Annotated in this window: 24 protein-coding genes; 9 read left to right on the top strand and 15 right to left on the bottom strand. The window is 41.2% G+C overall.

The features are described 5' to 3' along the window. Positions 1 to 12: 12 nt before the first annotated feature. The 6 genes from ASG46_RS15425 to ASG46_RS15400 form a co-directional block, all read right to left on the bottom strand. A complete protein-coding gene (locus tag ASG46_RS15425) occupies positions 13 to 957 on the bottom strand; it encodes a siderophore ABC transporter substrate-binding protein (protein ID WP_025207104.1) in 945 nt (314 codons plus the stop codon). A 22-nt stretch (positions 958 to 979) separates the two neighbouring features. Then, on the bottom strand, positions 980 to 1,738 hold the full coding sequence (locus ASG46_RS15420) for an iron ABC transporter ATP-binding protein (protein ID WP_056705126.1): 759 nt from the start codon (positions 1,736 to 1,738) through the stop codon (positions 980 to 982). Next, positions 1,729 to 2,679, bottom strand: a complete 951-nt coding sequence (locus ASG46_RS15415; protein ID WP_008348643.1) for an iron chelate uptake ABC transporter family permease subunit — start codon at positions 2,677 to 2,679, stop codon at positions 1,729 to 1,731. Before ASG46_RS15415 ends, ASG46_RS15420 begins: the two co-directional genes overlap by 10 nt. Beyond that, positions 2,672 to 3,622 carry an ABC transporter permease gene (locus ASG46_RS15410; RefSeq protein WP_017366964.1) on the bottom strand — a complete coding sequence of 317 codons (951 nt, stop codon included), beginning with the start codon at positions 3,620 to 3,622 and terminating at the stop codon, positions 2,672 to 2,674. The genes ASG46_RS15415 and ASG46_RS15410 overlap by 8 nt, the downstream gene beginning before the upstream one ends. Before the next feature lie 158 nt (positions 3,623 to 3,780). Then, a complete protein-coding gene (locus ASG46_RS15405) occupies positions 3,781 to 4,059 on the bottom strand; it encodes a barstar family protein (protein ID WP_025207101.1) in 279 nt (92 codons plus the stop codon). 62 nt (positions 4,060 to 4,121) lie between these two features. Beyond that, positions 4,122 to 5,291 (bottom strand): MFS transporter, encoded by a 1,170-nt coding sequence (locus ASG46_RS15400; protein WP_048002568.1) that lies wholly within the window; start codon positions 5,289 to 5,291, stop codon positions 4,122 to 4,124. 143 nt (positions 5,292 to 5,434) lie between these two features. On the opposite strand from ASG46_RS15400, the gene pdxR reads away from it, so the two are divergent. Further along, entirely contained in the window at positions 5,435 to 6,874 is a 1,440-nt protein-coding gene (pdxR, locus tag ASG46_RS15395; RefSeq protein WP_056705124.1) for a MocR-like pyridoxine biosynthesis transcription factor PdxR, read from the top strand. Between the two features lie 30 nt (positions 6,875 to 6,904). Here pdxR and ASG46_RS15390 read toward each other — a convergent pair whose 3' ends face one another. From ASG46_RS15390 to ASG46_RS15380, 3 genes are all read right to left on the bottom strand, one after another. Next, entirely contained in the window at positions 6,905 to 7,387 is a 483-nt protein-coding gene (locus ASG46_RS15390) for a hypothetical protein (protein WP_007499155.1), read from the bottom strand. Between the two features lie 386 nt (positions 7,388 to 7,773). Next, positions 7,774 to 8,880, bottom strand: coding sequence for a D-TA family PLP-dependent enzyme (locus ASG46_RS15385; protein ID WP_056705189.1), 1,107 nt, complete (start codon positions 8,878 to 8,880; stop codon positions 7,774 to 7,776). Between the two features lie 143 nt (positions 8,881 to 9,023). Then, positions 9,024 to 9,602 carry a competence protein ComK gene (locus ASG46_RS15380; RefSeq protein WP_017366958.1) on the bottom strand — a complete coding sequence of 193 codons (579 nt, stop codon included), beginning with the start codon at positions 9,600 to 9,602 and terminating at the stop codon, positions 9,024 to 9,026. 289 nt (positions 9,603 to 9,891) lie between these two features. On the opposite strand from ASG46_RS15380, the gene ASG46_RS15375 reads away from it, so the two are divergent. Beyond that, positions 9,892 to 10,128 carry an IDEAL domain-containing protein gene (locus ASG46_RS15375; protein WP_008348804.1) on the top strand — a complete coding sequence of 79 codons (237 nt, stop codon included), beginning with the start codon at positions 9,892 to 9,894 and terminating at the stop codon, positions 10,126 to 10,128. 58 nt (positions 10,129 to 10,186) lie between these two features. Here ASG46_RS15375 and ASG46_RS15370 read toward each other — a convergent pair whose 3' ends face one another. After that, complete coding sequence (locus ASG46_RS15370) at positions 10,187 to 11,047, bottom strand: SDR family oxidoreductase (RefSeq protein ID WP_008348806.1); 861 nt, start codon at positions 11,045 to 11,047, stop codon at positions 10,187 to 10,189. 142 nt (positions 11,048 to 11,189) lie between these two features. On the opposite strand from ASG46_RS15370, the gene ASG46_RS15365 reads away from it, so the two are divergent. From ASG46_RS15365 to ASG46_RS15350, 4 genes are all read left to right on the top strand, one after another. Further along, a complete protein-coding gene (locus ASG46_RS15365) occupies positions 11,190 to 12,722 on the top strand; it encodes an FAD-dependent oxidoreductase (protein WP_008348809.1) in 1,533 nt (510 codons plus the stop codon). A 25-nt stretch (positions 12,723 to 12,747) separates the two neighbouring features. Beyond that, positions 12,748 to 14,109: a globin-coupled sensor protein gene (locus ASG46_RS15360; RefSeq protein ID WP_370539267.1), complete on the top strand. Its 1,362-nt coding sequence runs from the start codon at positions 12,748 to 12,750 to the stop codon at positions 14,107 to 14,109. 61 nt (positions 14,110 to 14,170) lie between these two features. Next, on the top strand, positions 14,171 to 14,755 hold the full coding sequence (locus ASG46_RS15355) for a histidine phosphatase family protein (protein ID WP_008348812.1): 585 nt from the start codon (positions 14,171 to 14,173) through the stop codon (positions 14,753 to 14,755). A gap of 386 nt (positions 14,756 to 15,141) precedes the next feature. After that, positions 15,142 to 16,287: a serine alkaline protease SapB gene (locus ASG46_RS15350; RefSeq protein ID WP_008348814.1), complete on the top strand. Its 1,146-nt coding sequence runs from the start codon at positions 15,142 to 15,144 to the stop codon at positions 16,285 to 16,287. 46 nt (positions 16,288 to 16,333) lie between these two features. On the opposite strand, the gene ASG46_RS15345 is transcribed toward ASG46_RS15350, so the two are convergent. Continuing rightward, complete coding sequence (locus ASG46_RS15345; protein ID WP_056705123.1) at positions 16,334 to 17,617, bottom strand: M48 family metallopeptidase; 1,284 nt, start codon at positions 17,615 to 17,617, stop codon at positions 16,334 to 16,336. Between the two features lie 177 nt (positions 17,618 to 17,794). Here ASG46_RS15345 and ASG46_RS15340 point away from each other — a divergent pair, with 177 nt between their 5' ends. Then, positions 17,795 to 18,211 (top strand): hypothetical protein, encoded by a 417-nt coding sequence (locus ASG46_RS15340; RefSeq protein ID WP_056705121.1) that lies wholly within the window; start codon positions 17,795 to 17,797, stop codon positions 18,209 to 18,211. Between the two features lie 193 nt (positions 18,212 to 18,404). Here ASG46_RS15340 and ASG46_RS15335 read toward each other — a convergent pair whose 3' ends face one another. The 3 genes from ASG46_RS15335 to ASG46_RS15325 form a co-directional block, all read right to left on the bottom strand. Then, the gene (locus ASG46_RS15335; RefSeq protein WP_056705118.1) at positions 18,405 to 19,958 is read right to left on the bottom strand and encodes a fatty acid--CoA ligase family protein; all 1,554 of its coding nucleotides are present in this window, start codon (positions 19,956 to 19,958) and stop codon (positions 18,405 to 18,407) included. A 172-nt stretch (positions 19,959 to 20,130) separates the two neighbouring features. Then, positions 20,131 to 21,120, bottom strand: coding sequence for a lipoate--protein ligase (locus ASG46_RS15330; protein WP_056705116.1), 990 nt, complete (start codon positions 21,118 to 21,120; stop codon positions 20,131 to 20,133). Between the two features lie 2 nt (positions 21,121 to 21,122). Next, positions 21,123 to 21,866, bottom strand: a complete 744-nt coding sequence (locus ASG46_RS15325; protein ID WP_056705114.1) for an MBL fold metallo-hydrolase — start codon at positions 21,864 to 21,866, stop codon at positions 21,123 to 21,125. Between the two features lie 155 nt (positions 21,867 to 22,021). Here ASG46_RS15325 and yhfH point away from each other — a divergent pair, with 155 nt between their 5' ends. Together yhfH and ASG46_RS15320 are read left to right on the top strand one after the other, a co-directional pair. After that, a complete protein-coding gene (gene yhfH, locus ASG46_RS20710; protein WP_008359029.1) occupies positions 22,022 to 22,159 on the top strand; it encodes a protein YhfH in 138 nt (45 codons plus the stop codon). Positions 22,160 to 22,498: 339 nt separating this feature from the next. Next, entirely contained in the window at positions 22,499 to 23,788 is a 1,290-nt protein-coding gene (locus ASG46_RS15320; RefSeq protein WP_008348850.1) for a cation:dicarboxylate symporter family transporter, read from the top strand. A 32-nt stretch (positions 23,789 to 23,820) separates the two neighbouring features. Here the strand turns inward: ASG46_RS15320 and ASG46_RS15315 are convergent, their stop codons facing one another. After that, positions 23,821 to 24,870 carry a M42 family metallopeptidase gene (locus ASG46_RS15315; RefSeq protein ID WP_017360302.1) on the bottom strand — a complete coding sequence of 350 codons (1,050 nt, stop codon included), beginning with the start codon at positions 24,868 to 24,870 and terminating at the stop codon, positions 23,821 to 23,823. Positions 24,871 to 25,014: the final 144 nt, after the last annotated feature.

The following is a 25,014-nucleotide window of genomic DNA, read 5'->3' as shown; positions in this document are numbered from 1 at the left end:
ACTTTTCATCCATTACTTTTGTTCAATTCCTTTTTTCACTTCATCAATCATCGCATTCAATGATTCAAGGCCGCCGCCTGCTAAATACCACATGTCAGAGTTTAAATACACCACATGATTGTTTTTAACCGCTTTGACTGATTTCACATAATCATTTTCAACAAGTTGTTTCGCAGACGTTTCTTCTCCAATTGCCGCGCCGCGATCCACGACAAATAAGTAATCTGGGTTCGTTTTGACCATATACTCATACGAAATGCTTTGTCCATGTTTATCAGATGGCTCTAGCTTTTGATCTGCTGGTGTGATGCCAAATACATCATGGATCAGACCATATCTTGACTTAGGACCAAATGCCGTCATTTTGCTGTCGTTCGCCATGATGACGAGACCATTTTTCTTTAACTCTTTTGCTTGTTTCTTTAATGCATCTACTTTTTGATCAATAGCAGAAAGTTCTTTTTTGACTTGGTCTTCCTTATCAAAAATCTTTCCTAATGTTTCAGCATTCTTTTTAAATGAATCCATATAGTTTGCATTATCTACATCCATATAAATCGTCGGAGCAATTTTAGAAAATTCATCAAATGCATCTGCTTGACGGTGCTGAATAATGATCAAGTCAGGCTTGATTTCTGCAATTTTCTCAAAGTCTGGCTCTTTTAAGCCGCCAACATTCTCATATTTGTCACTTTCATATTTAGATAAATAGTGAGGAATCACTTGTTTTGGTAAGGCTGTCACGTTGACACCAAGCTTATCAAGTGTATCGAGACTTCCCATATCAAAGACGACGACTTTTTTCGGGTTTTTCTTGATTTTTACACCGTCTTTATTCAACATATCCTTTACTGTTACGGTTTCCTCATTCGTTCCCGCTGTTTTTCCTTGGTTACCACAGGCAGCAAGGACAGCAATCGCTGTTAATACTGTTATCATCCAAATCCATTTTTTCATGATTGATCACCTCTTCATTTTTTCAAGAAAAATATAAGCAAATACGCTCACCACGAATGACTTCGATCGGTATGCGCATGTCATAAATGTGTTCAAGTGCTTCTGTTTGAATCACTTCATCAACGCTTCCTTCTTTGATTACCTGACCCTCTTTTAAGGCGACGATGTGATCTGAATAGACAGATGCAAAGTTAATATCATGGAGAACAACAACAATCGTTTTTCCAAGATCTTTCACGAGCTGCTGAAACAGCTTCATCATTTCAACTGAATGGTTCATATCTAAATTATTTAAAGGCTCATCTAAGAAAATATAATCCGTATCCTGAGCCAGCACCATGGCAATAAAGGCTCTCTGCCTTTGTCCGCCGCTTAGTTCATCTAAATATTGATGCTGGATTTCGACGAGTCTCATGTATTGAAGCGACACATCAATCATGTTCTCATCTTCTTTTGTCAAGCGGCCTTGAGAGTAAGGAAAGCGGCCAAAGCTGACAAGCTCACGAACGGTCAGGCGCACACTCATGTGGTTCGACTGCTTCAAGATGCTCATTTTTTTCGCAAGCTCCTGAGGAGAGTAGGCACGATAAGGTTTGTCCTCTAAATAAGCTTCCCCAGTATCAGGTTGAATCAGGCGGCTCATGATGGACAAAAGCGTACTTTTGCCTGCGCCATTTGGACCAATGAGAGAAGTCAGCTGTCCTTTTTTTACACTGACAGTTGTTTCGTGAAGCACTGTATTTCCGTTATATGTCTTACTGACTCCCTTCATCACGACCATGAACGACTCTCCTTTAAAAGTAGATAAATAAAATACAGTCCGCCGACTAAATCAATTAGCACACTAAGCGGTGTTTGAAACGTAAATACCTTTTCCACAAGAAATTCCCCGCCTACAAGCGCAATGACACTAATGAAAAACGAGCCTAATAGCAAGTACGTGTGCCGATATGTACGAAACAGCTCTCTTGCCACATTTACAACGAGTAAGCCAAGAAACGTAATCGGGCCGACGAGGGCCGTCGCAATAGAAACAAGGACGGCAATGACGATCAGCATCTTTTTTGTGATCCTGTCATAGTCAATCCCGAGATTCACAGCCTGTTCCTTTCCTAACGACATGACATCTAATTTCGCGCGGAAGGTCCATATATAAAGACAAAGTGCCGCAAATAAAAGAGAAGCGAAGAGTAAAATATCTGTGTTCATGTGATTAAAGCTGGCAAAGGACTTGTCCTGTACGACTTGGTATTCATTCGGGTCAATGAGCATTTCCATAAAGGAAGAAAGACTTTTGAACAATGTTCCAAACACAATCCCGACAAGCAGGAGTAAGAAAATATGCTTGTTTTTGCGCTTGAACATGACCGTATAGAGCAGCACAGAAAACAGAATCATTAATCCAACGCAGAGAAAGAAATTCAGGTTCTTATTCGCGATCATCAAATTGGTCGATCCAAAAAGATAAATAATTGCCGTTTGCAAAAACAAGTAAAGCGCGTCTAACCCTAAAATGCTTGGCGTTAAGATTCGGTTATTGGTCAATGTTTGAAACACAACAGAGGAAAAGGCAATCGCGCCTCCTGTCAAAGTCATGGCAAGCACCTTTTTTAAACGGCTCGGCACTGTGTACTCCCAGTACCCCATTTGAAAGGTGACGAAGATGACAACGAATACGACTGCAATGGCTGCAATGAGAAATAATGTTCGTTTCTTATGCATAGCGCTTCCTCCTTAATAACATGTACAGGAAGATCGCACTTCCAATGATGCCGACCATAAGCCCGACAGATATTTCATATGGATAAATGATCACTCGTCCGAGCACGTCACATATGAGCACAAAAATGGCCCCTAATAAAGCCGTATGCGGAAGGCTCTTTTTCAAGTGATCCCCTCGGTAGATCGATACAATATTCGGAATGATTAAGCCGAGGAAAGGTAGCATGCCAACAGTCAAAATCGTTACAGAAGTAATCATCGAAACAATCACCAAACCAACTGCCATGACACGTTTATACGTTAAACCTAAATTGACGGCAAAGCTCTCACCCATACCAGCCACTGTAAAGCGGTCAGCATATAAATACGCGATGATCAATAGAGGAACACTCACATAGAGCAGTTCATAACGCCCCTGAACAATAAGAGAAAAATCCCCTTGCAGCCATGCGGATACGTTTTGGATCAAATCATATTTATAGGCTATAAACGTGGAAATTGAACTAACAATTCCGCCAAACATTAAGCCGACTAACGGTACGTAGATCGTATCGTTCACCTTAATATGGCGTAGAATTTTTAAGAATAATAGATTGCCAGCTAACGTAAATAAAAACGCAATCGCCATTTTCATCAGCGGGCTTGCCTGTGTAAAAACAAGCATAGCGGTTAAAATACCCAGCTTGGCCCAATCCATTGTTCCTGCAGTCGTTGGAGAGACAAATTTATTTCTCGTCATGCTTTGCATGATAAAACCGCATAAGCTCAGGCTCATGCCAGCAAGCACAATACTCATCAGCCGCGGGATGCGACTTGAAAATAAGGTGTTCATTTGTTCATCTGATAGATGAAACAACTGTAAAAGAGACAGGTCCTGTACTCCGACAAACAGCGACGCACATGCCAAACACACAAACAACAAACTTAATTGGTACAACTTCATACAGGGTTCACACTTTCTATCAAGCTCTCTGCCACAAATGATTATCATTATCAATTAACGGCAGTTCATATATTATCATATTTAGTGAAATATTCAATAGTAGAATGAGAAAGGGTGAAAACTGCATAAAAAAACAGCTTTTAGGATCAGCTGCTTTTTTACACTTCAATATTCAATTGAAACTGCCCTTGCAGTTCCTCTTCAGCCTCTTGAAATAACTGCCGCAAATTCTCTGCATAATCACCAAGCTCGTCTTTGCTTGCTTGATAATGAATCCATGTAAGCTCTACAGGCAAGCTCACTTCTCCTGTTAAACAGTCCCAAAGGGCATCAAGATTTTTCCCGTAATGATCAGGAAGTTGTAACACTGTTTTTAGTTGATCATGAAGCTCCTCTTGTGATCTGCACATCGCTCCATTTAGCTGTACTTTTTTCATTTTCCTCCCCCTCTTCTGTCTTTATTTTAAACGAATTGGAGAGGAAAGAGAAAGAATCCATTTCACTTTTGCCTCTCTCTGAAACTTAAACTAAACAAGATCAGACAGGCTGCCAGCACGAGCATGAAAAAGAGCGTTAACACTGTCTGAGTACCGTACATATCAGCAAAGAGACCAACGAACACACTTGGTATGCCAAGACCTAGATACGCAAACAAGTAATATCCAGCAACGGCTCTAGCCGCTTCCTTCTTCCCTTTCTCAACAATCAGCTGGAGACCGCCTAAGTAAGTAAATCCATAGCAAGCTGTGCCCGCTAAAAGAGTTCCAGCAAGGACAAGGAAAATGGACCCGCTATTAGCACCGAATAACAGCAGGCCATATCCGCACGGAAGACAAATAAAACCGATACGAAGCGCTGCACTGCTATTCATCTTTCGGACAAAAGGCTGCATCAGAACACCTGCCATATTAATAAAAAACAGCGCCGGGCCTACCCACAATTCATAGCCATTTAATTTAAGCTGTGCTGGCAAAATCGAAATGACAAGACCGCACACAGACCATGCGATAGCAATGGCTAAGTTGGCAGGCATTGTTCCTTTTGGAAACCTCGGCATGTTCATGAGCGGTTTACTTGCATCCCCTTGTACAGGCGGCACCAAAAAGAATACAGCAACAATCGTCAACATGATCAAGACCAACACAATCCAATAGCTAAGAGGCGTCAGTGACACTCGCTCAAAAGAAAGAATCGCTGTAAAAAGAGCACCTCCTCCAAATCCAATTGAACTGCATAATGCGATAAACGTTGGGATCCAGCCCGATTTCTCTGGATATAAAGCAATCAAGTAGGCAGTACATGTGCCAACACTTAACCCAAGTCCCACTCCTTGCAGCAGCCGGGCGACAAAGAGCATTTGTATGGTCGGCTGCACGATCATGAGCAGGGTGGCACATAATGAAAAGCAAAGAGCGATCAATAAAATCGGTTTTCGTCCAGCCCGGTCAGACATGCCGCCAAGTAACAATAATACTGGAATCAGTCCGAAAACATACGCAGCAAACACAAGGGCTGTTGACGCCTTTCCGTATCCTGCCTGCTCTGCATATTCCGTATAAAGAGGGACTTGCAGGTTCACTGCTGTTGTAATCATAAAAAGGCTAAATAAAACGAACACAAACGGAATCATAGATAGCTGTGCTGTTTCTTCTTTTGATGCAGGAATCATGGGACTCTCTCCTCTGTGTAAATGATATGAACCAGTGTACACATCATTTGGATTTCTTCCCACATCCAAAAATGAAGCTATTGACCAGTCCATAATTCCATGTCATCATCAATGATGACATGACAAAGGAAAGAAGGTGCACTGTGTACATTCATTTAGACCGTTCCAGCTCTACCCCGCTCTGGCAGCAAATCGTCAATGGCATCATTCAAAAAATTCATACAAACACACTGAATCCTGATGATCAGTTGACTCCGACAAGAGTATTAGCACAAGAGCTCAACGTATCTCGATCCACCGTACAGCTTGCCTATGATGAACTGCTGGCAAGAGGCTATGTCAGCACCTCTAGAAGAGGCGGGACAAAGGTCATTTCAAGTGATCACTATGCTGCTTCTCCCCCACATCAAAACGAACCGCCTTTTGCACTTCCGACAAGACCTCACTTTGACGAGGCTGAAAAACAAATGGATCACTGGCTCTCGGCCAATCAATTTCATGAAACACTTGAGATTGATTTCCGCCATCAAGAACCAGCCATCGATGACCATTTTCAAAACATATGGAAACGCTCGCTTCTAAAAGCATTACAGCGCTTAAATATGAAGGATTGGGGCTATTCTTCTCCGCACGGATTATGGGAAGTGCGATCAGAAATTCGCCAATACTTATCGGTTGAACGCGGCATTGATATAGAAGAAGACCAAATGGTGTTAACAGGGGGCACACAGCAAGCCATTGACTTGATTTCACAAGTCATGCTCAAAAAAGGAGATACAGTCGCTGTTGAAGATCCTGGTTTTCCTGGAGCTAGGTTGTCCTTTCTACATCGCGAAATGACTATTTACCCCGCACCAGTCGATGAAGAAGGAATGATGGTGAATACATTGCCAGAACGTACAAAGCTGATCGCTGTAACGCCCTCTCATCAGCGGCCAACCGGTGTCTGTATGAGCGTCAATAGAAGACGGGAGCTGCTGCAGTTTGCTGTGCGGCATCAATCTTACATATTAGAAGATGATTTTGATGGGGATTATCGTTATCATGGCGGACCGCTTCCTTCTTTATTTTCAGAAGCACCCGATCATGTGATCTATATTGTCAGTTTTTCCAAGGTACTTGCACCAGGCATCCGCCTTGCTGCCATCATCGGCTCCAAAGCAGTCATCAAAGAAATCGCTGCACTGCAATCACTTATTCAAAGACAGCTGCCGATCATGGAGCAAATCACTCTTGCCTCTTTTTTCAGAGAAGGAGAGTTTACGCGATATGTCAGGCGGATGAGACAGGTGTATAAAAAACGGCAGGCAGCGATGATGGATGCTCTTTTGACACATCACTTTGACAAACACTTCCGTTTATATGGAACCGATACAGGCCTTCACGTCTTTTTAGAAGGAACATCAGACTTTGATGAACAAGGCACGATTGAGGCCGCACAAGCGGCAGGTGTCGGCATTTATCCATTAAGCCCCTATTGTTATGAAAGCAAAAGGAAAGGGTTGCTGCTTGGCTTTGCCTGTACGGATGAAGCCATGATTCAAGAAGGTGTACGCCGATTAAAGCAAACACTGCACATCTAAAAAAGCCTGGAAGTCTCTCTTCCAGGCTTTTCATTGAGATTGCTGAACGTTTCCTACTTCTTCAATGAAAGAGGCTGTCTCTTGCAATCCATCTTGAAAATGTTGAGTTGCTGACATAAACAGCTTTTCTTGATCAGGACGCTTCAACAGCTGCTCTACCTTGCTCATTCCTTTTTCAAATGAAGCAAGACCTGTCTTTAATTGTTTGTCTGCCTTTTGATACACAGCTGGCACTTCTTGATGAGTAAGCCCTTTTTGAATGACACGGTCGAATGCTTTCGTCGCTTTTGTCAATTTTTCATTTACTTGAATTTTTCCATGTCCATCTGAAATAAATTGATCGGTCATGTTTTCATATGCTTCATTTAACTCATCCATATAACGCTGAACCCATTGTTCATACGCAGCTTCTTTTGTGTTTTGTTTTGAAGGCGGCTGACCTGCTTGATTGCAGGCCGTGAGTAGTGTCACTGTCACGGTAAATAGCAGCATCAAATGCCATCGTTTTTTCATACAGGGCCCCCATTTCTCTTTCCCATTTGTTCATATCGGTCAAATATGATCAACTTTTACCTCATACGAACACATTGCAAGAAATGACTTGTTTTTATTGTAACAGACCGCATGTATCACTTCTGTGATTTATGCGGAAATGAATGAAAATCCTTCTAATGGTTCACATTTCCCTGCCATTTCATGATGATACAGTCAATAGACGACGAGAGAGGCACGTTTGGTTTCAATCTATTTCATCTTCGTCATTTTTTCTCAAATAAAAAAGACCCCTTTCGGCGCCTTTTTCTTAGATGTATGGATTTCAAATGATGATCTTTCTTAGAATGGAAGCTGCCTTATATTCTGCTCTGCATAGCGGCAACACCCTCTATGACCCTACCAATTTATTGCAGCTTTCCTTTACAAGCAATCTCCAGCTCTTCTACCACTTCGCCATCTTGAATGAGGTATGCTTTTTCATGAAGATTCACAGCAGGACAGATGTGATTCGGAATAATTTGCACCTTCTCACCGATCTGTACACTTTGACGAAAGCCTTCATGATAGATAATGGCATGCTCGTCAAATACGCTTGAAACAAATACATCATCATATTCTTTCACTTTGCCTAAGCCCTCTGTTTTGGTCAGCCCTTTTGTACGTGTTTGTGCCGTCAGCCCCTTGGCCCCTACATCTGTAATCACCCGGCGCTCTGTCGGTTTACTAATGACCGTCGTCAGCACAGATGCTGCACAATGTGAATATGTGCCGATTACATTGGACTGGGAAGCATCCATCAAGATGTATGTGCCTGGCCGTATTTCTGTGACTCCTTTTGGGATATCAAATTGAAATAAAAATGGCGGTGTTGATCCAATACTGACGACCTCTATCGGCATACCAGCTTCTTCTGCAATCTGCGCAAAACGGAGCGTTCGATTTACAGCCTCCTTGTATAATGTCCGGCAATGTGCTTTACTTTCCGCTTGATATGTATGGCCATCATGAGAAAAAATCCCCTTTAAATGAACGGCATCACTTGTTTGAATCGCCTCTAATATGTGGCAGAAATCACGTTCTTCAATGACACCAGACCTTCCTTCTCCAACCTCTATCTCAATTAAAACCTCCGCTTTTTTCTCTGATTCACGAAAGACTTGCTCAATCTGCTTCACATGCTCAACACAATCTATACCGAATGAAATCTGTATCGACTCTGCCAGTTTACGAATCCGCTTGAGTTTAGTCTCACCTACAATTTGATTGGCGATAAAAATATCCTTGAGCCCATGGGCTGCCATTACTTCAGCCTCTCCTACTTTCGCTACCGTAATGCCAGATGCACCTTTCTCTTCCTGCAGCTTGGCAAGTGCAGGCGTTTTATGCGTTTTCGTATGAGGGCGCAATTTGACATGCTGACGGTCTGCGTATTGCTGCATCGCCACTACATTCTCCATCATCACCCGTTTATCAATGAGTAGTGCCGGCGTATCCAGTTCTTCATACATCATCCCCATGACCCCTTTCGTTATATAAAAAATTATATGATATAGATAAATTATATATTTTTTTATACGATAATCAATGGTTTTTTCTGCAAAAAAGTGATGACGATGAGTAAGCAGTCCAGCGGCTGTCTGCCGCTGGTCTCTCACTAATAACGATTACGAAGTTCTCTTAAGATAAAATCATACACAAGGTTGAGCTGCTGTTCCTTTGGATACAGCATAAATTCTTGTTTCTTAGGAAGACCTCCATCAAGTCGATCTTGAAATTTCGTTCGGAGATACGCTGTTCGGTGTACCTGACTCTCAAATGACTTATATGAGACATCTAATTTGACCGATTGCTCATTTGTAAAAGTAACAACCGTGTCTCCGAGGGATGATTCCTGAAAGATATGAATGTATTTGTGGGAGATCCATCCGCATTGAGGGCGGTTGGATGAATAGGTTGGGAAGAAATACAGATGATTGGATGAGTCAATCACGATGGGAGGCTTGTGGGAAATACCTGTTACTTCATATGTTCCCGCTTTTCTGCCTGCATAGCTTGAGCCAAAGAACCTGCAACTGCGTTCTATAATTTGCAGCGGCTTTAATTCAACGTAAAAGCTTGTCTCTCTTTCGATCACTTTTGAATATACTCGTTTTCCTTCTTCAACCGGAAGGACCGCCATTGTTGTTTGATTAATGACGTATGAATCTAATGGTGTTTCACTAATTCCTGACACTTCATTTCCTCCTGTGTTAATTTTTGGTTATTTTAGATACTATTAATCTATCACCAACGTATAAGAAACGACAGGATTTTTTCAATATTTATTTAAAATTATCTTTTTATCATGTTTTTTAGTACATTCGATCTATCTAAAAGCCATTTTTAAAGATATATCGCATCTTGTCGACTGGACAAGTGGTGTCGATATGGCTCAAAAATAAATTGTCTAAAAATTATAAATTCTTGTTGATTTTTTCTCCGCCAATCCATATACTATAAAAAAGGCATCGGGGGGATTCTTTATGAAAGAGAAAAAAACGTATGCTGAGCTCATGAAGTCCCGCAACACCCAAAAAACCGAAGAGAATGGCGTTACTATTTTAGACATTTATATTCAAATGGTTTTAGATGAGGCGCTTTATAAACAGCGCTTAACCTTCCTTAGAGAAGAGATTGACAAGGCGCTAGATCAGCGTGATGAAAAGCGTTTTAATGACCTGTCAGCTCAATATGCAGAACACTGCTTACATCAATCATGATGATTTTACTTGCGGCAGAGAGACAGAAACTTGTCTCTTTACCGCAAGTTTTTTGTTTTTATCCATTTAATATGGTTCCGCCATTCACATGAATCATTTGTCCATTCATATAAGAAGAGTCTTCGCTCGCTAAAAATAAATAACTCGGTGCTAACTCTACTGGCTCACCAGGCCGCTCCATTGGGACATCACCACCAAATTCAGACACTTCCTTTTCCGTAAATGTGGATGGAATCAGCGGTGTCCAAATCGGTCCAGGCGCTACCCCATTTACCCGAATCCCTTGTTTGATAAGAGATAGAGATAATGATCTTGTAAACGTTACAACCGCCCCTTTTGTCGATGCATAATCAATTAAGGTTTCATGACCTTTATAAGCAGTGACCGATGCTGTATTAATAATACTGCTTCCTTTTTTTAAATGAGGGAGCACCGCTTTTGTTAAATAGAACATGGCAAATATATTCGTTTGAAATGTCCGAAGAAGCTGGTGAGAGGTAATCTGTTCAATGCTTTTTTGCGGATGCTGTTCACCTGCATTGTTGACCAAAATATCAATCGAACCGAAAGCATCTTTTGTTTGTTTGACGACCTCGTGTGAAAAAGCTTCATCGCCTAGATCACCTGCTATTAAGATAACGCGACCTCCCATTTTTTCAATATAGTCCTTCGTTTCTTCCGCATCACGATGTTCATTCAAATAAACAATCGCTACATTGGCTCCTTCTTTCGCAAATAAGACAGATACTGCTCTTCCAATCCCGCTGTCTCCACCTGTGACAATCGCCGTTTTCCCTGTCAGCTTTTTGCCTTGCACCTCTCGATCAAAGATAGGTCTAGGGTTCATTTTATATTCAAGTCCTGGACGTTCGTTCTGATGCTGAGGCGGTAACGTTTTCTTTGGCTGCTTTGTTGACACGTCAGACCACTCCTTCCTTTTTATCTCGTTTATTTTTATGTGTTGCTCATTTTTTTATGTATTTCGCTCTTGTTTTCATTAAAATGTATGATTTTCAGCATCGTGGAAAAATTATACACAACAAGTGACTGGAGGCGACAACATGGAACAAGAACATAAAGGATCGGAACAAGCAAAGTCATTATGGCTAGCTGATAGTGAGAAGCCCTCTTTTCCTACTGTCAGCGAAGATCTTACAGCAGATGTCATCATTGTCGGTGCTGGTATTACCGGTATCGCTACTGCATTTGAAATGACAGAACGCGGACTGGATGTCATCATCATAGATGCTGATCAAGTATTGCAAGGAACCACCGGACATACAACAGCGAAAATTACCTCCCAGCATGATGTGTACTATCATGATCTGATTCAACATATTGGTATGCCGAAAGCCCGTTTATATGTAGAAGCAAATGAAAAAGCAAAGGAACTCATCCAAGCACGTGTGAAAGAGTATGACATTGATTGTCATCTTGAGGTAAAAGATGCTTATCTTTATACAACAGAAGAAAACGGCGTCAAAAAGTTAAAGAAGGAATTAGATGCGTACAAACAGCTCGGTATCGATCGCGAATGGAAAACAGCGCTCCCGTTTGATGCTGGCATCAAGGCAGCCCTCGCCATGACGCAGCAGGCACAATTTCATCCTCTTCATTATCTTCATGCACTGATCGATCAGCTCATTGACAGAGGCGTGCGCATATTTGAACAGACAACGGCAGTCGATGTAAAAGAAGGAAAACACCCTGCTGTCATCACAAAAAGTGGCCATCATCTGATGGGGCGCTCTATCATTTCATGCTCACACTTTCCTTTTTACGATGGCAAAGGACTGTATTTCACGCGAATCCATCCTGAGCAATCTTATGTCGTCGCAGCCAAAACAAAAAAACCGCTTCCAGACGGCATGTACTTAGGAATTGATCAGCCTGCCCATTCATTAAGAACAGCAAAATTCCATGGAGAAGACGTCGTGCTCATCGGTGGACAAGGCCATAAAACCGGACAAGGCGGAGATGAATCCGCACACTATGAAGCACTAGAAAAGTTTGGTGAAGCGACCCTTGGCATAACGGAAGTCCTTTACCGCTGGTCCACGCATGATATGGTCACAATGGATCAAATCCCATACATTGGCCGCCTGACATCACATCATTCGAATATTTTTGTGGCAACAGGCTTTAGAAAATGGGGCATGACCACTAGCCACGTAGCAGCAACACTGATCGGAGATTTGATCGAAGGAAAATCGAATCCTTACGAATCCATCTTTACTCCATCAAGACTCGTGTCAGACGCATTCGTAAAAGACTTTATCAAAGAAAACACCAATGTTGCAGCGAAGCTGATCAGCGGTAAATTAAAGCGAGCTGATCAAACAATTGATGATTTAAAACCGGGTGAAGGCGGGATTGTGTCTTATGAGCATAAAAAATGTGGCGCTTTTAAGTCAGAGGACGGCGATATCTTTCTTGTCGATACAACCTGTACTCATTTAGGCTGTGAAGTCGCGTGGAATAATAGTGACCGCACGTGGGACTGTCCTTGTCACGGGTCTCGTTTCTCCATTACGGGAGAAGTAGTAGAAGGTCCGGCGAAAAAACCACTAAAAAGGTCATATAAAGAACAGTAAAATTTCACTGTTTCCCCTTTAAAAAATCCAATATTATCCGATAAAAAACATAAAGTCTGATATTTTTGATGATCATGGGGGGACAAACACATTGTTATTTAAAAAAGAGAGTAAAAAGAAAAACACTGCTTTTTTCACACAGCAGGATGATGGGATAAAACGAATCAATTTTCCGGAGAATACGGACATTGCCAAACAAATTAAAATGATTGATTTGACGCAGCAAGACCTTTTTATCTTGAAACAGCTGAATCCAATCGTTCAAGATGAAATTGAACATATCGTCGATAAATTTTATAAAAACCTAGAAGTCGAGTCTTCCTTGATGCACATCATTCAAGATAACAGCTCAGTCGAGCGTCTAAAGAAAACACTACGCATTCATATTAGTGAAATGTTTGCCGGTGTGATTGACGAATCTTATGTGGCCAAAAGAATTAAAATTGCACAAGTTCATTTAAGAATTGGACTTCAACCTAAATGGTATATGGCAGCCTTCCAAGACCTATTGCTATCCATAATGGATTTATTTGCCCAGCATATCCAAGATTTCAAAGAATATCAGACGGCAGTGAAGGCGACGACGAAAATTTTAAATCTAGAGCAACAGCTTGTCCTAGATACGTTCCAAAATGAATACTCTAAAGTTCGTGATGAAGCAGAACTACAGCAAAAAGAGCTTCATACAAAAATTACAGAAACATCTAATTCACTTGCTTCTCTCTTCTCAAACACAACAAATGCAGTGGACAAACTTGTATCAAAATCTGATGAGATGGCGGATATGTCACAGGCTGGCACAAAGATCTCAGCACAAGTTGAAGAGAAATCAATTGGCGGTAAAAAAGAGTTAGAAATTCAGCAGACGCAAATGAACCAAATTGACGGCAGTATGACAAAGATTGAAACAGAAATTAAACGCTTAGAAGAAATTGCGAAACAAATTGAACAAATTTTTGGGATCGTCACAGGTATTGCGGAGCAAACGAATTTACTATCTTTAAACGCTTCAATCGAATCAGCTCGAGCAGGTGAACATGGCAAAGGCTTTGCTGTCGTTGCAAATGAGGTTCGCAAATTATCAGAGGATACAAAGAAAACGGTTTCAACTGTATCTGAGCTCGTCAACAACACAAATTCACAAATCGCCATTGTGTCACAGCATATTGCTGATGTGAATTTACTTGTGACAGACAGTAAAGAAAAAATGACCCAAATCAACTCGCTATTCGATGATATCGTCAGCAGCATGAACTTAAGCAAAAACCAAAACGGAAAAATTGAAATAGATTTGCAAACATTCCTAAACGAATTGAAAGAAGTCAAACAAACAGTGTCCCAAGTGGCAAGTTCGGTCGAGTCTTTAACGAGTCTGACAAATCACTGATCCAGTCATTCTTCTTCTGTTTTAGTATAATAGAGGAAAAGATAGAAAAGGCGGGATTTGATTGACAGCAATTTGCCTAGTCAGACACGGAGAAACCGATTGGAATGCAGCAAAACGAATTCAAGGACGAACAGATATCCCTTTAAATGACACTGGTAAATGGCAAGCGGAACAAACCGGTCTTTACTTAAAAAATGCCCACTGGGATGTTGTCATTTCCAGTCCGCTATCAAGGGCAAAAGAAACAGCTCATTTGATTTTACAGCATGTACATGCACCGCTCGTGATCATGGACGATTTTATTGAACGTGACTATGGCGACGCTGAAGGCATGTCATTTGAGGAACGTCAGAAACTGTTTCCAAATAAACAGTATCCAAATATGGAACCACTATCGGCACTTCAAGATCGAATGCTAGAAGGTATTGAAAAAGTGAGAGCAACCTACCCAGATCAACGGGTACTAATCGTAGCACACGGTGCTGCCATCCATGCCTTACTCACCTCACTAGCTGACAAACATATGGGTATTAAGGATACAAGACTTGAGAATGCCTGCTTAAATTATGTGGAATGGACAGATGGTGAATGGAAGGTGAACGATTACAACGTGGTCAGCCATTTAACACAATCTGCCCCTTCTTAAAGAACCTGTTTTCATAGCAGGTTCTTTTTCATGTCAAAAACAATGATAAAATAATATTTTTTTATATCGAAATTCGAAATAGATGATAGCCTTTTCTACCTATTTTATGGCATTTCGGGTATCGAATGTTTATCCTCAAATGGATCATGAGAAAAAAAGCACGATTCCTTTTTAATAGAAAACCGTTGGAAATATAAAATAAACATATTTTACCATCATTTCCAAGTGACTTAATTCCCTATTTTTCGCTAGGACTTCCACAAAAATTCAGGTCTACTCTTATTTGCCTATCTCTATTAAACTGAAAATACAGAATAATCAAACGGATCATTCTAATAGACTACGGATGATTATTCTGAAATAAGAAAAAGGGATGTGGAATGTGCGTGAAAAAGAAAAATGTGATGACAAGTGTTTTATTGGCTGTCCCTCTTCTGTTTTCAGCAGGGTTTGGAGGCTCGATGGCAAATGCCGAAACTGCCTCAAAGTCAGAAAGCGAAAAAAGCTATATCGTTGGCTTTAAAGCTTCTGCCACCACAAACAGCTCTAAGAAACAGGCAGTGACACAAAATGGTGGGAAATTAGAAAAACAATACCGCCTCATTAATGCTGCACAAGTGAAGATGTCTGAACAAGCCGCAAAAAAACTTGAACACGACCCTAGCATTGCTTATGTAGAAGAAGACCACAAAGCAGAAGCATATGCCCAAACCGTCCCTTATGGTATCCCTCAAATCAAAGCTCCAGCCGTACACGCTCAAGGTTATAAAGGTGCTAACGTCAAAGTAGCTGTCCTTGATACTGGAATCCACGCCGCACACCCTGACTTAAATGTTGCAGGCGGTGCTAGCTTCGTCCCTTCAGAGCCAAATGCCACACAAGACTTTCAATCACACGGAACTCATGTAGCCGGAACCATTGCTGCCCTTGATAACACGATTGGTGTTCTTGGGGTTGCGCCAAGCGCCTCCTTGTATGCCGTTAAAGTATTAGATCGTTACGGCGATGGACAATACAGCTGGATTATCAGCGGTATTGAATGGGCTGTTGCCAATAACATGGATGTCATCAATATGAGCTTAGGCGGACCAAACGGCTCCACAGCGCTTAAAAATGCTGTAGACACAGCGAATAACCGCGGAGTAGTTGTCGTTGCCGCAGCAGGGAATTCAGGTTCAACTGGCTCTACTAGCACCGTAGGGTATCCTGCAAAATACGACTCTACAATTGCTGTTGCCAACGTGAACAGCAACAATGTCAGAAACTCGTCTTCTAGCGCAGGTCCTGAATTAGATGTTTCTGCACCTGGTACATCGATTTTAAGTACAGTACCAAGCAGTGGATATACGTCTTATACGGGAACATCAATGGCATCTCCTCATGTAGCAGGAGCAGCAGCGCTTATCCTTTCTAAGTATCCGAATCTATCAACGTCTCAGGTTCGTCAGCGCTTAGAAAATACGGCAACACCGCTTGGTAATTCGTTCTATTATGGAAAAGGATTAATTAACGTTCAAGCGGCTTCTAACTAAAATAAGTGTGACAAAAAAATCCGGCGAACTGAGCCGGATTTTTTATTTATTGCTTTTTCGATGTTTCCTCTTTTTTTGCGGCTTTTTCCATATCGAAGATTCTCTCCATCATCGTCGGGTGTCCATAGCGGAAGATTTTCACTAAAAGTGGCGGATTGACTTGGGAAAGCCCTGATTTTGCAAGCTTTTGAAATGACGTCACCCCCGCCTCTCCATCTTTCGTCAAGTTCACGGCGTATTCATCAGCTGCACGTTCTTGATGCCTTGACACAGCATTTGTAAAAGGAGAAGCAACAAATGACAGCATAGATACAATGATCAACAGAAGCGGAAGAGCAGCAACGTCATGTGGTGCCTTCAGACGAAATGGAGAAGCGCCTTTTTGGTAAAGGTAAAAATAAAGACGGTCAATGGCAAAAAATCCAACCAGAGACAGCACTAAATATCCTGCTAAACCGATATACACATGCTTCATCACGTAATGTCCCATCTCATGCGCCATGATAAATAAGATTTCACGGTCTTTCAGCTTTTGAAGTGTCGTATCCCACAAAACAATACGCTTATTTTCACCAATTCCTGTGACGTAAGCATTCATCGTGTTTGTTTTCTCTGACATGTTGACTTCATATACATGATCTGCTGGAATGTGTGCTTTCTCTGCAAGGGTTAATATCTTCTTCTCAAGTGCCTGATCCTTCAATGGGTAAAAATCATTGTAGAGTGGATCAATAACGACCGGCTGTATAAAGAAGAGAAACAGTGTAACTGGAACGGTTAAACACCAAGCATACAGCCACCAATATTTCCTTTTCTTTTGAATGAGCCAAAAGAACACAATCGCGCATAGAACAAGCAGCGGATATTGAATCCAAAAATCAAGCGTTTGGTCTTTTAGCCAACTTGCCGTGCTTTGTGCTGAAACACCGTAGTGCAAGGACAACTGGTAGCTCACCCACTTGACCGGCAATGTGATCAGCATCGTCAACAGTGACAGCACAAACACATACACAAGTTTGCTCAAAAGGTGAAAACGAGCTGCTGCCAAGCTCCAATCTGCTAATTTCCTTGAAAACCCAGAAATGAGCAAAAGGAAAAAGACATACCAATCTAAAGGAATTGTCATAAAGTACAACAGGTTACGAATGTTCGAGTAACTTCCGCTAATCACAAGCTCATGGCTTGTCATAAATGTATGCGGGTCTGCACTTGTCCCTTTCACACTGTCAGGGACAGATGAATCCCCCATTAGAAATAAGTAAGAATAAATAAAAAGACCGTACAATATGTATGCTACCGTTGCAAGAGCTACCCATTTGCGTACTCGCACTGGTCAGCCTCCTTTCCATTTCTCTCTCTATTGTAATCACGCACGTTTTTGTTTAGAACCTGTCTCATGTGGCTCAATCATAGCATGCCCTATCTGAAAAAGCTTGAGTGAAAAAAATGATTATGCTGTTCAAAAATCGGAGAAACTAACCATAAAAAAGTGAGTTGGAGGTTCATCATGAAGAAAATCCTTGCAGGAATTGTGATCTTTGGGCTTTTACTGATTACCTTCTTTTATGTGTTCAGCCGGACAAGTGACATCTTCGATGAAAATCGAGCAGAGAAATTATTGCTTTCACCGACGAACCAGTCCATTTCTTATGAAATAGATGATAAAGATACAACTGAAGATCTAATTGAACAATTAAACAAAGGGAAACAAACAAGCAGCCATCTCAAAAAGAATGTAAAAAAGCCAGATTATATCGCCAAGGTCATGTTCGGACGGACAAATGGTACTTCTTTTCAGCTATGGACCAACCGCTCTCAAGTTGTTTTTTTAGTAAACGGCACCTATTATGAATTAAATCAAAAACAGTCAAATTCCTTTCGAAAACAGGTACAAGAAGCGATTCAAAAAGGAGCCTCTTCATAGGAGACTCCCTAGATTGTTGACAAAGGGATAAAATGAACTTTATTTTATCCCCTTGTCTTCTTTTCAGCGTGATAGAAAACCTTTGCAATCTAGGAGGCGCGGAGCGAATGTGAACCAAGCACGCAGGACTGACAAAGAATGCGAGGGTTTGTCTACACGCTGAGGAACCTCTTCATAAGAAGAGACTCTTTTTTTATTTACTTGTTTCTGCTTGGTACTTGTCTTTTAGCGCTCTTCTTAAAATTTTACCAGTCGTGTTTTTTGGAATATCATCAATGAAATGGATCGTTTGGGGCTGCTTATATTTCGCCAAATAGCGTGAACAATGGGTGATGATGTCTTCTTGATTGATGTGAGCATGTTTCTTAGGGGAAATGTAACAGACAACAGCCTCTCCTGTGTTTGGATCTGGCACACCGATGACAACGGCTTCTGCTACAGCTTCATGTTGATAAAGCACTTCTTCTACTTCTCTTGGATAGACATTATACCCGCCAACGAGAATCATATCCTTTTTTCGATCGACGATATAAATATATCCGTCTTCATCTCTTCTCGCCAAATCTCCTGTGTACAGCCAGCCGTCTTTCAGGGCCGCCTCTGTGTCTTCTGGCATTTGATAATAGCCTTTCATAATGTTTGGCCCTTTTGCGATGAGTTCTCCGACTTCGTTTGGTCCAACTTCCTCTCCAAGTTCATTCACAATCTTATTTTTCACATTCATAATATCAGTGCCGACCGAGCCTGGTTTTCTTTTTCCATCAAGGGGATTGAATGCCGTCACTGGGGAAGCCTCTGATAATCCATAGCCCTCTAGCACCGTGACACCGAACTTTTCTTCAAAACCGTGAAGTAAAGCAACAGGCATGGACGCACCGCCTGATATACAAATCCTCACCGACTTCATCGCTTCCTCATGACCGTCCTGGCGGTATAAATAGTTATACATGGTTGGAACTCCCACAAATAGCGTTGGTTTTTCTTTCTCCATCATTCGTAAAAGCTCTGATGGGCTGAAATGCGGCAGGACATAAATGGTCGCTCCATGCATCAAAGGGGCATTCATACAGACGGTCAAACAAAACACATGGAACATCGGCAAAGCAGCAATCACCTTGTCCTTCTCATCAATTGACAGGTACTCCGCAATGTCTCTTGCATTTGAATAAAGGTTAACATGAGTGAGCATTGCCCCTTTTGGTTTTCCTGTTGTGCCAGATGTAAATAAAATAACGGCCGTATCGTCAGGTTGTATGGAAGGATGCTCAGCTTCTGGTGCATCTCCAGACACAAGCTTTCCGAAGAAAACAAGACGATCAGATACTTCTTTTAAACTTGACCTACACGCAGATTCATTTTGAGCACAAATAATGACTCGTTCAATCGCTGGAAGCTGTTCATACACCTGCTCGTATATCGGCAGAAGCTGATCCGGAGCAACAATCCCTTTTACATCACCAGTGACCAGCATATAGCCAATTTCACTTGGCGTATATGTTGGATTGACAGGTACAACAACAAGCCCTGCCTTTAATGCACCAAAAAATGAAATCACAAAATGCGGTGAATTTCCTAAAATCAGCGCGATATGATCTCCCGCTTGAAACCCTTCGCTCACTAAACCATCTGCAAAACGTTCGATACTTGTCATCAGTTCTCGATAGGTCCACTTGTTCCCTTCAAAGATCAGTGCGACGTTCTCTCCCTTGGTCATCGCAGTCTGCTCAAGATTTTTGATCAAATCCATTCTCCCACCCCTTATACTTCATCAATGAATGAATAGCCATTCATTTTATGACCAAACATTCCTCCTTTCTATTATAATAGACAATCGAAAAAATCCACAAGATCAAATGTAAACCGCTTTCATCTCTTTCATTAGAAAAAGCACCGCTATCTCTAGCCGTGCTTGTCCTTGCTTAATAAATCAAATCCAGAAAATCTTCTTTTGATACGTTACCAAAATAATGGCGCATATCCATGTCTTCTAATACATCACTAATGGTTTTGCGATCATATTGCTGCCCAATGAGTCGTTTCTCAATATCAGCAATATCCCCTACACCGAAGAAGTCACCAAAAATTTTGCAGTCTTGAATGATGCCTTTTTTCACTTCTAATCGAAGATCAATCGATCCAGCTGGAAAACGCTTAGAGTGCTGCAAGTTAAACTTAGGTGAACGGCCGTAGTTCCATTCCCATTTTTGGTATCGATCACGAGAAATCTCATGAATCTTCTCCCAATCCTTTGCTGTCAGCTGATACTCAGGCACGTCTCCGTTCGTGTCAAAAATATAGCTTAAAAGAATTTTTCTAAATTCTTCTGTGGTCATCTTTTGATCCATCAGTTCACTAATATTCGCAACCCTGCTTCTAATGGATTTGATGCCTTTTGATTCGATCTTTTCTTTCTTCACATTTAATGCCGAGACAACATGTTCGATTTCTGAATCAAATAATAGGGTGCCATGACTGAAGATACGTCCTCGTGTAGCAAATTGAGCATTCCCCGAGATTTTACGCCCATCTGCCATGATGTCATTTCTGCCGCTTAATTCCGCTTTGACGCCAAGCTTTTCAAGCGCTTTGATGACTGGCTCGGTGAATTTTTTAAAGTTATGAAAGCTGTCCCCATCGTCTTTTGTAATAAAACTGAAGTTCAAGTTTCCTTTGTCATGGTAAACTGCACCACCGCCAGATAACCGGCGAACGACTTTGATGCCATTGTCTTCCACATATTTTGTGTTGATTTCTTCTATTGTATTTTGGTTCTTTCCAATAATAATAGACGGCTGGTTGATGTAAAACAGCAAATACGTTTCTTCTGGATCTAAATATTTTAAGCAATACTCTTCAATTGCTAAATTAATCATTGGGTCATAATGTTGCTCGTTATCGATAAACAGCATCTCTATCTTCCTTCCTTGTTCCATCTAAGCCCTGAATGGGCAAGCTGTATATTGCCAGTATATAACGCCTGTGCTTCATTGACTAGGTCTTTATGCCGACCGAAATGAGGCAGATGGGTGATGATGAGCTCCCCAACATTTGCTTCACTAGCCAGCTTCCCTACTTCAGTACTGTTCATATGTCCTGCACCCGATCCGTCTTGTCCGGCGTAAAAGTTGCTTTCGGCAATAAGTAAGTCTGCATCCTTGCTAAAAGGGATAAATGCATCCTGATAGCTGGAGTCGGCTGTATACACCACCACAGCCTCATGTGCCTGAATTCTCATCGCATAGCATTCTGCCGGATGAACCGTTTTCAAAAAATCAATTTGAAATGGTCCGATTTGAATGCCCTCTTCCGGCTGATAAGGTTTTGTCTTTGTATGTACATCATCAGAGAGCCGCTGAAATGCTGCTTGATCCCCGGTGTGTCCGTAGATCGTCAGCGGACCACTGCTTTTTCCTAAATGATAACCCACTAGCTTCGCATATTGGAGAGGTCCGATATCTGCAATATGATCGTGATGATAATGAGAAAGGAGTACAGCATCTAGTTCTTCTATATCAATGTATTGCTGAAGCTTTGACAGAACTCCGCTCCCGCAGTCGACAAGCAGACGAAAACCATCTGATTCAAAAAGATAACCTGATGTGGCTTCACCAGCTGCTGGAAATCCTCCGTAGCAGCCAATCACGGTTAATTTCATCGTCATATTTCCTCCTTTTCAAAAAATCCCCTTCTTACAATATACCCATTTTTCATAAAAAAAGCATTCTTCTTGCCTATTGTTACAAAACAGATTGACAATTATTAATCTGTTATAATACAATGATAGCAATAAAACGTATTGGAGGATGACAAATGCTAGGAAAAATCACTGAGTTTTTTAGAAATTTGCCTTCAAAAAAATGCACAAAATGTGGAAATGATTTAATGGAACAGCACGAGTGTTACGGTAATGAATGTGAGGAATGCTCACAAGTAAGTTATCTTAAATAAGGTAATAAATAGAATAAAAAAGCACTTTTTTCCTCCATCGTCAGTTGGAGTCAAAAGTGCTTTTTATTTTTTCTGAAAAATAGGTAAAAAGGTAAAACCCTTGGTACAGAAGGGTTTTTTAGTATTTTCATATGATGACTTTTAGTTCGGAAGGCACTTTTTATTGACTTAAAACAACGAAGGGGGTTCGAAGTGTCCATTTTTTCAAATAATTTTGTATTTTCTTAATATAATTTAATCGTGGACGAACCTCTTTAATTTTAGTTATACTTTAATTCATATATTAAAACTTAATATAATGGGAATATTCCTTTAATGAATATGTTAGGGAGGAAATCTATGAAAAAATTAAAATTTGGATTAGCTACTCAAATCCTAATCGGTCTTATTCTCGGTGTCGTGGTTGGTGCGATCTTTTTCGGTAACCCTGGTGTTGAGACATATTTAAAACCAATTGGAGACTTCTTCTTACGACTCATTAAGATGATTGTCATTCCGATTGTCGTATCTAGCTTAATTTTAGGTGTTGCAGGTGCGGGTGATGGTAAAAAAGTAGGGAAGCTTGGTTTTAGAACCATTCTTTATTTTGAAATTATCACAACGTTTGCGATCATCCTTGGTCTTGTGCTTGCGAACTTTGTTCAACCAGGTGCAGGCGTTGACTTTGGACATACAGAAAAACAGGATATTAGCCAGTATGTTGAAACGGAAAAAGAACAAAGCAGTAAATCAGTTGCTGATACGTTCCTTCATATCGTTCCGACGAACTTCTTCCAATCATTGGCGGAAGGTGATTTGCTTGCGATTATTTTCTTCACTGTATTATTCGCACTTGGCGTTTCAGCGATTGGTGAACGCGGCAAACCAGTGCTCGCCTTCTTTGAAGGTGTGTCACATGCGATGTTCCATGTCGTCAATGTTGTGATGAAAGCTGCACCATTTGGTGTGTTCGCACTCATTGGTGTGACAGTATCAAAATTTGGTCTTGAATCTCTCGTTTCATTAGGTAAGCTCGTAGGTCTTGTTTATTTTGCGCTCGCTCTCTTCCTTATCGTTGTATTCGGAATTATTGGAAAGATGATTGGCGTCAATATTTTCAGATTTCTTGCTTACATGAAAGACGAAATGCTTCTCGCCTTTAGTACATCCAGCTCTGAAACAGTTTTACCGAGAGTCATGGATAAAATGGAGCGCATCGGGTGTCCAAAAGGAATTGTTTCTTTTGTTATCCCAATTGGTTATACGTTTAATCTGGACGGCTCCGTCTTGTATCAAGCCATTGCGGCGCTTTTCTTAGCGCAGGTATATGGCATTGACCTCACGATCGTACAGCAGCTCACACTAATCCTTGTATTGATGGTGACATCAAAAGGAATGGCTGCCGTTCCTGGTACATCCTTTGTTGTATTACTTGCAACACTTGGAACGATCGGTGTTCCTGCTGAAGGTCTAGCCTTTATTGCAGGTGTTGATCGTATCATGGATATGGCAAGAACCGTTGTCAACTTAACTGGTAATGCACTTGCAGCTGTCGTGATGTCTAAATGGGAAGGGCAATATGACCCTGAAAAAGGACACCGCGTGATGACTGGACAAGATGTACCTGAGCCAACACAACTTTCAAGCTAATCAAAAAGAACCCCGCGATCGGGGTTCTTTTTTTATACTGTGATTAATTTGCTTTGAACATAGTGGTACAGAAGATTGGCCGTATGAATCAATGAGTCTTCATGGGTTCTTTCAAAGGCATGCGAAGAGTCAATGCCAGGTCCAATCAGTCCATGAATGATATCATGCCCTGCTCGAATCGCTGCTGACGCATCTGAACCATAATAAGGGTATATATCAAGGCGGTAATCGATCTTATTTGCCTCAGCTAATGCGGCTAAATGTTTGCGCAGACCATAGTGATAAGGACCGCTAGAATCCTTCACACATATTGACACACTGTATTCATCAGTTGATTGACCGTCACCGATGGCTCCCATATCAACAGCCAAATATTCCACCGTTTCTTCCGGGATATTCGAGTTCCCACCGTATCCGATTTCTTCATTATTTGAAATTAAGAAATGTGTCGTATGCGGCAATGTGATGTTCTCTGTTTGAATGCGGTGAATCAATCTCAGCAACAACGCCACACTTGCCTTATCATCAAGGTGTCTTGATTTAATAAAACCTGAAGATGTCACTTCCACTCTAGGATCAAATGAGATAAAGTCTCCTACTTGAATGCCGAGTGCTTGCACATCGTCTGCATTTTTCACTTTTTCATCTAAGCGAATCTCCATATTTTCTTGATTTCGCTTCGCTTTTCCAGCATCCTCATATACGTGAACGGACGTTTGATGCATCAGAATGGTACCTGTGTATGTACGGCCTGTTACTGTTTCAATTTCACAATACTCGCCTTCTATCGAGTTATATTGAAAGCCTCCAATGAGTGCAAGACGCAGCCGGCCATTTGATTTAATTTCTTTGACCATCGCACCGAGCGTATCGACATGTGCTGTCAGCATGCGGTGTTCCTTGTCATCTGTTCCTTTTAGGGTGGCAATTAATCCGCCTTTTCGATTTCGCTTCGTTTCAATATGTAAATCTTGTAAAAAACGTTCGACAAAGCCAATCACTTTCTCAGTATTTCCTGATGGACTTGGGATCGACACAAGCTTTTGAATAAGCTGAATCGTTTCATTTACTTCCGTTGTCATTCGGCATATCCTCCTTCATCTAAAAGAAATTATTTCCAAGCATGCTTTTTTTCAGCATCCTTCTTAAAATATATCGCTTCGGGTTCCTGATGTCTAATTTCTAATAGAAAAACCTTTCTCATGAAAGAGAAAGGTTTCAGATTG

Origin of the sequence: Bacillus sp. Leaf49 (assembly GCF_001426125.1) — a bacterium.
GTDB classification, from domain to species: Bacteria; Bacillota; Bacilli; order Bacillales; family Bacillaceae; genus Bacillus; species Bacillus altitudinis.
Note: the sequence above shows the minus strand (reverse complement) of the source record. Positions and strands in the feature narration are given on the sequence as shown.